Annotated in this window: 9 protein-coding genes; 5 read left to right on the top strand and 4 right to left on the bottom strand. The window is 70.3% G+C overall.

Annotated elements, in window-relative coordinates; translation table 11 throughout:
• The 4 genes from AC5RW2_RS13070 to AC5RW2_RS13055 form a co-directional block, all read right to left on the bottom strand.
• The coding region (locus AC5RW2_RS13070) for a glycohydrolase toxin TNT-related protein (RefSeq protein ID WP_494074064.1) at nucleotides 1-3,145 on the bottom strand (3,145 nt) is incomplete at its 3' end.
• Nucleotides 3,146-3,204: 59 nt separating this feature from the next.
• Entirely contained in the window at nucleotides 3,205-3,582 is a 378-nt protein-coding gene (locus AC5RW2_RS13065) for a DUF6507 family protein (protein WP_494000570.1), read from the bottom strand.
• A 59-nt stretch (nucleotides 3,583-3,641) separates the two neighbouring features.
• Complete coding sequence (locus AC5RW2_RS13060; RefSeq protein ID WP_493939539.1) at nucleotides 3,642-3,947, bottom strand: hypothetical protein; 306 nt, start codon at nucleotides 3,945-3,947, stop codon at nucleotides 3,642-3,644.
• Nucleotides 3,948-4,043: 96 nt separating this feature from the next.
• Nucleotides 4,044-4,391, bottom strand: coding sequence for a hypothetical protein (locus AC5RW2_RS13055; RefSeq protein ID WP_493939538.1), 348 nt, complete (start codon nucleotides 4,389-4,391; stop codon nucleotides 4,044-4,046).
• A gap of 261 nt (nucleotides 4,392-4,652) precedes the next feature.
• Here AC5RW2_RS13055 and AC5RW2_RS13050 point away from each other — a divergent pair, with 261 nt between their 5' ends.
• The 5 genes from AC5RW2_RS13050 to AC5RW2_RS13030 are packed head-to-tail and all read left to right on the top strand — an operon-like array spanning nucleotide 4,653 to nucleotide 11,898.
• Nucleotides 4,653-4,973, top strand: coding sequence for a hypothetical protein (locus AC5RW2_RS13050; RefSeq protein ID WP_494049513.1), 321 nt, complete (start codon nucleotides 4,653-4,655; stop codon nucleotides 4,971-4,973).
• A 2-nt stretch (nucleotides 4,974-4,975) separates the two neighbouring features.
• Nucleotides 4,976-6,301, top strand: coding sequence for a type VII secretion integral membrane protein EccD (eccD, locus tag AC5RW2_RS13045; RefSeq protein WP_494074063.1), 1,326 nt, complete (start codon nucleotides 4,976-4,978; stop codon nucleotides 6,299-6,301).
• 20 nt (nucleotides 6,302-6,321) lie between these two features.
• Nucleotides 6,322-7,422: a nucleotide-binding protein gene (locus AC5RW2_RS13040; RefSeq protein ID WP_494074062.1), complete on the top strand. Its 1,101-nt coding sequence runs from the start codon at nucleotides 6,322-6,324 to the stop codon at nucleotides 7,420-7,422.
• Complete coding sequence (gene eccCa, locus AC5RW2_RS13035; RefSeq protein ID WP_494074061.1) at nucleotides 7,419-11,474, top strand: type VII secretion protein EccCa; 4,056 nt, start codon at nucleotides 7,419-7,421, stop codon at nucleotides 11,472-11,474. The genes AC5RW2_RS13040 and eccCa overlap by 4 nt, the downstream gene beginning before the upstream one ends.
• Complete coding sequence (locus AC5RW2_RS13030) at nucleotides 11,467-11,898, top strand: hypothetical protein (protein WP_494074060.1); 432 nt, start codon at nucleotides 11,467-11,469, stop codon at nucleotides 11,896-11,898. The genes eccCa and AC5RW2_RS13030 overlap by 8 nt, the downstream gene beginning before the upstream one ends.
• Nucleotides 11,899-11,906 lie beyond the last annotated feature (8 nt).

The following is an 11,906-nucleotide window of genomic DNA, read 5'->3' as shown; positions in this document are numbered from 1 at the left end:
CGAAGCGCCGGGTTTGGCCGTTAACCGTTACCTTGAGTTCCACCATATGTGGAACACGGTTTCCCCCACCAGCATCGTAGATCGGGCGGACGTCCCAGGTGACCGAGGGCTTGCTGCCCCCGGGAGGCACGTTGCGGAGTTGGTCGCGGATCCAAAGCTCGGTGTCATACCAGGTGTCGGCGGCCCCCGTCAGCCGCAACCGCTCGATGGGCGTCAGTGCGCCCAGGCCGAGATTCCGGTTTTGGATGTTCAGCTGGGGAATCAGGTTGATCTTCTCCCCCGGTCCGCCGAACATGGCCGCGAGGAGGTGGCCGCCGTCGTAGTCGCCGCCGCCGTGCCCTCCGACGTGGGTCTGGTTGCCCGGATGCCGCCAGGTGTCGGCCTGCTCCTTGGGGAAGTACTCGAGGTCGTGGGCGTGCAGTGCCGTGGGGCGCCCCAACCCGTCGGTGTGGACCACGATGTTGCCGTCGATGTGGTAGCGGACGTTGGGCCGCGGGTTGTTCAACTCGGGATTCCAGTTGCCCTTGGTTCCGCTGGGAGCCTCGATCTGCTGGATGTGGCCGGCGGAGTTCGTGTAAAACTTGCCGCGGCCCTCCACCTCGTACACGGTCGTGGGTTCCAGCGTGATGCGCTGCTCTTCGACCGCGTCAATAACCGATTTCCGTGCGGACAAGTCGAGGTCGTGCTTGGCCAGCAGGTCCACCGGGTCGCCGGCGTTGCGCGCCCACGGCGGGTCGAACTGGCGCGGCCCGGTCTCGTGGAGGCCCTCCCTGCGGATCAGTTCGTCGACGCCAATGGCTTTGGGATCGGTCCCCTGGGTGGTGTCGAGGAACCGCAGCTGGGTTCCGCCGCCCGGGCGCCCGAAAGCCGGGGCGATTTCGGAGACCTCGACCTTGACGCCCTCGGGCAGGCGTCCAAGCTCGAAGTGGTGCAGCTCCTTGCCGAGGGTATCGACCGGCAGGCCGCGCATGTGCCACGGGGTTCCCTCGATGGCCAGGTAGGCTCCGCCGTTGGGGCCGATCCGGTCCAGCTGGACATTTCCAAAGTCTGACTGCAGCTCGTCGTACGACGAGTACGTCCGGATGGTTCCTTCGGCCGCCCCGGCGTTGTCCGGATAGGCCGCCCGGTACTCGTCCGGGCGGAACTCGTCCAACTCGCTGTACCGGTTCGCGTACTCGGCTCTATCCAAGGGGTTCCCGAGCTCGTCGGTGCCATAGGCGGGCTGGGAGCGGTCCACGATGGCGTCGAGGTCGCTGTTGATGTCCACGCGGCCGTGCTGGTCCTTGGGCAGGTCCGCCCAGTCCGGCATCTCGACGTCCTGGTAGAGGTCATCGGCCCGGTGCTGGCCATATCTGGCGTGTGCCTCCGGGTTCTGGATCGCGTCGGGCACAGCGGTGCCGTGCTGCGGTTCCTGCGGATGGCGGAAGCTGTCGTTGACCCGCTGTCCGTTCACGTCATAGGCGTTGATGCCGTCGCCGGCCCCCGCAGCGGTCGCCTTGGGTGTGGCGGGATCGGGTTCCGGGGCCCTTGAGCCCGAAGCATCGGCTCCGGCGTCGGGAGTGCGTGCCGGCGCCTCCGCGTCGGGGGTGCGCGCCGGCACCTGCTCGTCGGGAGTGCGCGCCGGCGCATCCTTGGCCTCCGGCGTCTCAATCCGCTGGCCGTACTGCGGAGGGCCGGAACGTTCCGGCACGGTGTAGCCGCCGGTGCGCGACGACGGTTTGGGTCCGTCCGCGTCAAAGTTCATGATGCTGTTGCCGTTGCGGCCGGACGGCGTCTCCACATCGAAGCGGTGCCCGGTGGTGTAACCGCCGCCCGCGGTGGCCAGGCGCGGGCCGCCCAGCGCGTTCGCCAGGTTGTCCGTGCCGGTGCGCAGCGACGTCGTGAAGTTGTCCGCGCCGGCGCGCAGGCCCGAGGCGGCGTTGCGCAGCCCGTCGGTGAAAGCGTGGCCGGCGGTGCTGACGTAGGGGCGGACCGTGCCGGTGACCGTCTTGAAGCCGCTGGTCGTGACATCGATGGCAGTGAACTTGAAGTTGGTGGAGAAATCGATGGCGCGGGTGGTCAGGCCCGCGGTCTTGGACAGGCCTGAGAAGTCCAGCACCTTGGCCGCTGCCCCGCCGGCCCGACTGACCGCGGTGACCTTGTTGGCCACGCCGCCGGCCTTGGCCACGGCGCCGCCGCCGGCGGTCAGGAGGATGGCGGAGAGATCGAACGCCGTCGCGCCGGCGGCGTAGGCCGGGTCGCGCTGCCAGTCGTCCCAGTGGATGGCCGCCTTGCCGACGGCCAGCAGTTCCTCGCCTGCCTTTTTGACCGTGCCCGGGCCGCCGATCTTCTCGGCCACGAGCGCGGAGATCGGGCTGGAGACGATGGCCACGTTCAGGGCGATCTGGCCGATGCCCTTCCAGGTGGCGGCGAAGGTCTCGCCGTCGGTGAAGTTGACCATGTTCCACAGGCCGGTCACCGTGCCGGTGATCCCGCTCCAGACGCCCTTGCCGAAGGACACCATGCCGTCCCAGGCGTCCGCGTACCACGGCTTGTCCCACTCCGTCGGCTTGCCCCAGGGAATGTGCCCCTCGCCGGTCGCCGAATCAAGCTGTTCTGCCGAGTAGCCGTAGGCCTGCTGGCCGGTGCCGGGGCCGTCCTGCGTGGTTTCGACCAGGGTGATGCCGCCGTGGAGCGCGGCAATCGCGTTGGCGCAGGTTCGCTCGGCCGCCATGTGCTCGGCCGCCAGCGCATTGGCGTCCCTGAGGATCCGGTTGTCGTCGTTGACCAGGTCCTCGTCCTTGCGCCAATCGCTGCCTTCGTTGGCGATCCGCGCCCGCACGCCGTGCCAGCGGGCCACCAGCGCGTCGTAGCGCGAGGTGAAGGTGTCCGCCCAGTCGGCGAACGCCTCGATGGCCGACTTGATGGCCGCGGTGTCGGACTTGAGGTCCTCGGTGGTGGTCCTGATCGGTTTGACCGCGACGTAGACCTGCGGGGCCTCCGGTGACTTATAGACCGCTTCCAGCCCGCTCCAGTCGCTCTCGATCAGTTCGACGGCGTCGTCAATGTCTTCGGCCTTGTCGTCCAGCGCCTTGGCGTGGGTGCGCAGCAGTTCCGCGTCGGGCCGCTGCGGGTATTCCTCGGCGTAGGGATCCCAGGCCGTCATTGCTTCCCCTTATTCGGTGCGTGAGACTTGATGTTTGTGAAATTTGCTGGACCGGTCGATCAGAGCGCCAGCGGAGTGGGTCCGTGCGGCCGGTGCGGCCGCGAGGCGTCTGCCTCCTCGGGCAGCGTCCCGATCAGGTTTTGGGCATCCGACGCCATCTGCGCGTCCCCCATGACGTAGGAATTCACCGCGTCCATGGTGCCCTGGAAGGTGGTCTGCAGCCGTCCGGCAACACTGTTCAGGCCCGGTTGGACGGTCTTCTCCGCCCAGCCGTTGAGCGCGTCCATTACCGGGCCGGACTTTGCGGCAGCGACGATGTCGCTGACGGCGGTACCCAGGGCCGGGAAATCCGTCTCAAAGCTGTCGGCCCGCCCGCTGGCGGTGGTGACGATTGTTTGGACTTTGGTGGGTTCGATGTCCCAGCCGTCGAGTGCCACTGCTGTTTGCCTTTCGTGCCGGACCTTGGCGGACTGGATGCGATCTGGATGCTGCCGGTCTAGATGTTGGCGATCTTCGCGCCGGCCGTCTTGATGGTGTTGCCGGCGGTGCTCTTGGCATCCTCCAGCAGCTTGTGCACGTCCGCCATGATGCCTGCGAACGCGAAGCCCGCGTCTGCCCAGGCCTGCTCCACCCGGTCGTACTGCTCTGCGATGTCGGTGGCCTGGAACTTGGCCTGCAGGTCCGCGGCGTCTTTCTTGCGGGTTTCCACCAGCGCGTTAAGCTTCTTCTTCACCCGGTCCAGGTTGTCCTGGGCCTGCGATGCTCCGCCGTCGGAGAAGGCGAATGAATTCTGGTCTGCCATGATGTTTCCTTCCTCATGCCCGGCCTCGGCCGGAAAAAGATCGTCTGTGGGTCATTGCCGCTTGAGCGGCGGGAGCCTGCCTGCTTCCGGTGCAGGCTAGCCGCGGTTGCGGAAGACGGCGTCGTCCCAGGCCGCCTTGCCCTCGGTGGCATCGGCGTCGTCGGCCTGCTGCTGCTCGCCCAGCTGCATGGTGGTGTTGACCTCGGACTGGCCCTGCTGAATGGAAACCAGCGATTTCTGCAGCCCGGACGCCACCATGTTGGCCCGGCCCATGATGCCCTTGAACTTCTCCCAGAAGTCGCCGGCGGTGTTGCCGCGCATGGGCTCGGGAACTGCCTCAAGCTCCTTCATCAGGGCCTGGAGTTCGGTATCGGCCGCCGCGCTGGCCTTCCCGGCGTCGACAAACGCGCTCTTTTCCATCTTGATGAACTGGTTGCCGCTCATTGCTCCACCTCCGTGCCCCGTCACGGGGCTGTAGCTGCCGCTTCCGCCGGCGGACGCCTGCTGCGTCCGCGGTGCGCCGGGTTGCCGCCCGGCCGGTTGTCTTCGAGCGGTTCCCCGCCCTTACCATAGAACGCGCTGGCTCGCACCGCGTCAATCGACGTTAATGGGTACATCTCCCCATCCTGAGCGGGACACGCGGGAATTTATCCATCGTTTGGAGCGATAAGCTCGGTAGGCGACGCACCGCTTGGGAGGAGAGACGTGGCTCACGATTACGACAACCAGCTCATTGAGTCAGTGGCTGTCCGGCGTGCCCGGCTGACCACGGCGCTGCTGTACGGCGCGAACCCGCTCCAGCGGCGCTGGAAGTCCAGCGTGCGCACTTTCTTCTTCAGCATCGCCATGGCGGCTGTCATCGCCGCCGTCTGCGTGGGCTATTCGTTCGTGACCAACCTGCTGGAAGACCTGCGGCAGGAACGGCAGCAGCGCTCGCAGTCCGCCGTCGTCCTCCACCTCGGTGGCCATCCGGCGGACGACGACGGCGCCCGCCTGCCGCCCGTCCCCCACCGAGGAGCCGCTTGAGCATGGCCGAAACCTTTACCCGCGTGACCGTGGCCGGGCCGCAGCGCCATGTGGACGTCCTGCTCCCGTCGCAAACGCCCGTCGGCCTGCTGCTGCCGCAGGTCCTGGACCTGCTCGATGACCAGCCGGCCGCCGCCGTCGCCGTGAAAACGCTGATCACCCCCGCCGGCGATCCGGTCCGCGAGGACGCGTCGCTGACCGACGCGGGCATTGCCGACGGCGCCATGCTCCGGCTGGTGAATGTCTCCGAGGCCCCGCCTGCACCGGTGGTGTACGACATCACCGACGCCGTGGTGGAACAGACCGAGGACATCGGCGGCCGCTGGACCGAGCGGGTCCGCCGCGGGACGGGCGCCGTCTTCGCCGCCGTCGGACTGTACCTGGGCGTGCACCTGCTGCTCGAGGGCGCCGCCACGGCAATGGCCGCGGCCGTCTTCTTCGCGCTGGCCGCGGTGCTGCTGGGCGCCGGCATCTACCTGGGCCGGGTGACCCCCACGGTGCTGGGCCCGCTGCTGGTGGGCACCGGCTGGCTGCTGGCCGTGGGCGGCGTGCTGCGTCTGCCCGCCGATCACGGGACGCACGTGCTGCTGGCCGCCGCGGCGAGCGCCGTGGCACTGGTCGGTGCCGGTTTGATCTCGCAGCGTCCGCGGGCGCTGATGTCTGCCGCGGGCCTGCTCGCCCTGCTCACCGTTTTCTGGGCTGCCTCGCTGGCTCTCTTCGGCGCCCCGGTGCTGGCCGCCGGCGTGGCCGCGCTGCTCAGCTGCGCGACCCTCGGCCTGCTGCCGCAGATCGCCCTCTCCGCGTCCGGACTGGCCACGCTGGACGACCGGCGGGCCAAGGGCGGCCGCATCGGCCGCACCGACGTCCATGTGGCCATCGGCTCGGCGCACCGCGGCCTCAGCTTCGGCACCGCGCTGTCGGCGCTCTCCGTGGCCGCCGGACTGTGGATCCTGGGAACGGACACCGAGCGGCAGGCCTGGACGATGCCGCTGATCGGTTGCCTGGCCCTGGCCACCGGGCTGCGGGCACGCGCCTTTCCGCTGGCCACCGACCGGATCGCGCTGTACCTGGCGGCCGCCGTCGGCACGCTCGCCCTGGCGCGCTCGGTGCTGGCCTTCTCTCCGGGGCACGGCTGGTTCGTGGCGGCCGGCCTGCTGGTGCTGGCCATCGCCGTCGTGATCTCGCTGACCGTCACGCTGGCCGACCATTCCGCCGCGAAACTGCGCCTGCTGGCCAACCGGTTGGAGACGCTGGCCATCCTGGCCGCCGTCCCGCTGGTCATCGGCTTGTTCGGCGTCTTCGCCTCGCTGCTGACCACCTTCGACTGAGACAGGTTGGAACCGATTCCATGGAACCGTTGTCGCGCAGGGACCTGATCGCCCGGGAGAATACCGCCACCGGGCACGTCCCGGCAGGCCCGCACCCACAGGCTTCCGTGCCCCCGGCCGCCCCGTCCGGCGCGGGCTTGCCCGGCCGGACACAGGTGGCCGACCCGTGGAGCACGCCGGCTCCGGCCGCCGAACCCGCCAAGCCCGGCCCGTTCGAGTCCGATGCCGAACAGCGGCGCCGCCGCCTGCGCGGCCGGCGCGGCGAGCCCTGGCTGGTCCGCACCGTCCTGGCGGCGAGGGGCCTGCTCTCCTCCGACGACTACCCGCGGCGGTTGGTCGCCGCCACGGCCGGCGCGCAGGCCGCGGTCAGCACGGGGCGCCGGATCGCGGTGATCGGCAGCCGAGGCGGGGCCGGGAAGACCACGACGGCGGCGCTGCTCGCATCGCTGTATGCGGCGGCCCGGCAGGACACCATCGCGGCCGTCGACCTGGCGCCCGCTGGCGGGAACCTGGCGTTGCGGCTCGGGGTGCCGGACGCACCGGCCATCGACGACGCCGCCTCCTTCCTGCACTACTCCCCCGCCGGGAGCGCCGACGACCTGCGCCGGCAGCTGGCCGCCGCCGGGCCCAACCTCTGGGTGGCCGGGGAACGTGCGCTCGGCGGGCATGCCGGCAATGCCGCGCTCTCGGCGGCCGGCCAGAACATCTCCCGGTACTGCCCGGTGGCGGTTTACGACTGCGCCACCGGCCCGGGCGAGAACCCGGACACCAACTGGGCCATCGGCGTCGCGCAGTTGGCCGTGCTGGTGGCCCCCGCCTCGGTGGCCGGGATCCAGGACGTGCGGCGCACGGCGGCCGCGTGGGCGGCCACCCCTGAGCTGGCCGAAACCGGCCTGCTGGCCGTATTGACCCGGACGGATGCCGATGCCCCGCTGGACCCGATGGCCGAAGCGAAGCTGCTCGCGCGGGACGGAATCTCCGTGCTGCCCCTGGGCTACGACCGGCATCTGGCCGGCGGAGTGGAACTCGACCCGGGCCTGATGTCCCGCGCCGTCCGGCTGCAGGCGGCCGAGCTGGCCTCCACCGCGCTGGCCCTGGCGATGGAGCACACCGGCCGATGAGCGTGAAGATCTTCCACCGGCCGGCCCGGACCACCGCCCCGGCGCGCGAGGCCGCCCCCTTCAGCCTGGAGGCCCCGCCGCCCATGGGCGAGAAGGCCGGCAGGATGAACGCCATGGCGCTGATCCCGCTGCTGGGCGCCGGATTGTCCATGACCGTGATGATGCTCTTCCGCGGCAACAGCCTGGCCGCCGTCGGCGCCATCGCGATGATCGTGACCGTCGTCGCGTCCATCGTCATGATGCTGGGCCAGCGCGGCCGGGCGGCCCGCACCCGGGCGGAAGAACGCGACCGCTACCTGGAATACCTGGAGGAGTCCCGGGCCACGCTCCGCGCCGACGAGCAGCGCACCATCACCACGGCGCGCACCAGCAACCCGGAGCCCACCGCCCTCTTCGACATCGTCCGCAACACGCAGCGGCTTTGGGAGCGGCGGCGCGGCAACGAGGACTTCCTGCACGTGCGGATCGGTTCCGGCGAGCGGATCAGCCGGCAGATCACCATCAACGAGCAGGGCCCGGCCACGGCCCAGCGCGACACCTTCATGGACAACGAGGTCCGGATCCTGCAGCGGCGGTATGAGACGTCGCCGGATTTGCCGCTGACCCTGCCGCTGGACTCGGCCGGCAACGTCAGCATCATCGGCTCCCGCGGGTTCGTGCTCAACGCCGCCCGGAACCTGCTCGCCGAGGCCTGTGCCTTCCACTCGCCCGAGGACCTGCACGTGGGGATCGCGGCCGGCGAAGACCGGCTGGGCGACTGGGACTGGGCCCTGTGGCTGCCGCATCTGGCGGACCAGAAGCACGCCCACGCCACCGGCCCGGTCCGCCGGATGGCCCGGTCCCTGGACGAACTCGGTGCCGTGCTCGCCGACGAGCTGAACCGCCGCGCGGTGGTGGCTGCCGAATCCTCCAAGAACGCCCGGGGCGCCAGCCAGCACCTGCCGCGGCTGCTGGTGCTGGCCGACTGCTACGGCGGGCTGCCCGAAGAACTCGTGCTGCCGGACCGGCACGCCGGACTGGCCCACCTGGGCATCACGGTGGTCTATCTGGTGGCCGACCGCAGCCAGGAGCCCGGCGAGGTCAGCGTGCGCGTCACCCAGGCCGGTGCTGCCGCGGATTCCGCGGCCTCCGGCGCCCCGCCGTCGGACTCGGGATTCACGATCCAGAACTACCGCGAGGATCCGGTCGAGCCGGTCGTGGAACAGGGAACCCTGGACCCCCTGGCCGTGCCGACCGCCGAGGCGCTGGCCCGGGAACTGGCGCCGATGCGGCTCTCGGCGGACTCGCTGGAACACAACACCGCCGCCAGCTCGGACAGCTTCCTTGACATGCTCGGCCTGAGCCCGGCGCTGGACGAGGCGGACATCAGGCGGCTGTGGAAGCCCCGCAGCGAAGTGGACTTCCTGCGGGTCCCGCTGGGCCCCGACGACCGCGGCCGGCCGGCCCTGCTGGATCTGAAGGAATCGGCGCAGTTCGGCATGGGCCCGCACGGGCTCTGCGTCGGCGCCACCGGCTCCGGCAAGTCGGAGATGCTGCGGTCGCTGGTGCTGGGACTGCTGGCCACCCATCCGCCGGAGCTGCTGTCCATGGTGCTGGTGGACTTCAAGGGCGGCGCCACGTTCGCTCCCTTCGCCGATGCGCCGCAGGTCTCCGGCGTCATCACCAACCTCGCCGATGACGCGAGCCTGATCGAACGCATCTACTCCAGCCTCAACGGCGAGGTGGTCAGGCGGCAGGAAGTGCTCAAGGCCGCCGGCAACATCGCCAACATCACCGACTACCAGCTGCACCGGCAGGAACGGCTCGCCCGCGGCGAGGCCATGGAGCCGCTGCCGCACCTGGTGGTGATCATCGACGAATTCGGCGAACTGCTCACCGCCCGGCCGGACTTCATCGACCTGTTCCTCTCCATCGGCCGGATCGGCCGGTCCATCGGCGTGCACCTGCTGTTGAGCAGCCAGCGGATCGAGTCCGGCAAGCTGCGCGGCCTGGAGACCTACCTGTCCTACCGGATCGGGCTGCGCACGCTCTCCGAATCGGAATCCCGCACCGTGCTGGACACGCCGGACGCCTTCCACCTGCCGCCGGTCCCCGGCTACGGCTACCTGAAGGTGGATACCACCGTCTACACCCGGTTCAAGGCCGGCTACGTGTCGGGCCCGCTGGAGGATGTCCAGGTGCAGGAGGCGGAGGAAACCGCCGGCGACGACGGCCCCCGGGTGCTGCCGATGCCGACCTATGCGGCCAGCCTGGAGCGGGCGGACGACGCCGGCGCTGCTGCCGCCAGGCCGGCGCGTACCGGGGCGTCCAAGCGCACCACCGGTCCGACCGTCCTGTCCACGCTGATGGCCACCCTGGCCGGATTCCCGCGCGCCGTGGATCCCATCTGGCTGCCGCCGCTGCCGGCGGCGCTGGCTCTGGACACCGCCGCCGGTTCGGTGACCACCACCAGCCAGGGCATCCGGCTCGCCTCCGGCGGCGGGCTGAAGGTCCCGATCGGCCTGCTCGACGACCCGGCCAAACAGTGGCAGGGCGTGTGGGAACTGGACCTGAAGTCGGCGGGCGGCAACGTGGCCATCATCGGCGGGCCGCAGTCGGGCAAGAGCACCGCGCTGCGCACCATCGCGGCCTCGCTGGCCCTCACGCACAGCCCGCAGGAAGTGGGCATCTACTGCGTGGACCTGCTGGGAAACTCGCTGATCCCGCTGGAGGGCCTGCCGCACGTGGGCGGCGTGGCCGTGCGGACCAACCGCGAGGTGGTCCGCCGCACGGTGGAAGAACTGCTGGCCATGCTCGGCGAGCGCGAGATCGTCTTTGAGAAGTACCAGGTGGATTCGCTGGCCACCCTGCGCAGGCTGTGCGCCCAGGGCAAGATTCCGGAGCTGCCCAGCGCCGACGTCGTGCTGGTCTTGGACGGCTACGGCCTGCTGACCGACGAGTTCGAGGACATCGAACCGGCCGTGCACGCGCTGATCGCCCGCGGCGGCGGCTATGGCATCCACGTGGTCACCACCGCCAACCGGCAGAACGAGATCCGGCTGGCCCAACAGTCCTTCTTCGGCACCAAGATCGAGCTGCGCCTGGCGGATCCGGCAGATTCCTCCTACGGCCGCAAACTGGCCGAGACCATGCCCGCCGACCGGCCGGGCCGCGCGCTGACCGACGCCAGGCTTTTCGGCCACTTCGCGCTCCCGCGCATCGACGGCGTCGCCGACGCGGACACGGCCACGCAGGGCACCCGGGACATGGTGGCCGCCGTCGCCGCCTCCACCGATGCCCGCGCCATGCAGGTGCGCATCCTGCCGCAGGTGGTGGAAGCCGCCCAGCTCGAGGTCCCGGCGCTCCCGGGCCTGCTGCCGCTCGGCCTGCGCGAGACCGACCTGGGCCCCGAAATGCTGGACGTCGTCCGGGGCGAGCACCACCTGATCGTGATGGGCGACGAACAGTCCGGCAAGACCAACCTGGTCCGTTCCCTGGTCGCCTCGCTGGTGGCGCAGTACCCGTCCCGGGACCTGGTCTTCGCCGTCTTCGATCCCCGCCGGGCGCTGGCCGACGTGGTCCCGGACGCCTACCTGGGCGGCTACGCGCCGAGCGCCGCCCAGGCCGAGCCGCTGGCCAACGCGATCGCCTCGGAGCTGTCCAAGCGGACCGCCGGCGGCGACGCGATGCAGGACAGCATCGGCGAGGCGGACAGCATTCCGCGCATCGTCCTGCTGGCCGATGACTACGACATCCTCACGGCCGGCGGCGCCGGCCCGCTCCGCTCGCTGATCGAATACCTGCCGATGGGCCCGGAACTGCAGCTGAACGTGATCCTCACCCGCCGGGTGCGCGGGGCCGGCCGCGGCATGTACGAACAGTTCTTCGCCGCGCTGCGGGACTCCGGCAGCACCGGCCTGATCCTCTCCGGCGACCGCTCCGAAGGCGGCCTGCTCAACAACGTGCGCGCCCGCCGGCTGCCGCCCGGCCGCGGCCTGCTGATCCGCTCCGGCGGGCCCGTGCAGACAGTTCAGACCCTGTGGACCCCGCTGGAGGCGACCGCCAATGTCTAACACCGTTACCGTCGTCGCGCTCGATGAGCCGGGCCAGGACGTGGTCATGGTTTCGCTGCTGGCCGTGGTGCCGCAGGAGTACGTCCGCGAGGCCGCCGGAAAGGCCCTGCTGGAGGTCGAGGACGGCAACGGCACCACCCTGCTGGCCGTCGAGCTGCCGCGCCTGGTCCGGGTTCCCGGCGAGGTGTCCCGGCTGCTCGCCGGCGCCACCGTGAACGCCATCGAGGGCACCCCGATCCCGTCGATCTTCTCCGACGACCCGGACTTCGCCGAGCCGGAGCACCAGGACCTGTGGTGGCAGGAGATCACGGTCCGCAACGGCATCCCCGACGGCGACTCGCTCGGCTACCGGGTGGCGCAGAATATCGCCGTGCGGTGCCGCGGCGCCGTCGTCACCCACCAACTGCCCAACTCCGGAGAATAGGGATGGGC

The organism is Arthrobacter sp. B0316-1-20 (genome assembly GCF_059091865.1).
This window is presented reverse-complemented; position numbering and strand designations above follow the sequence as displayed.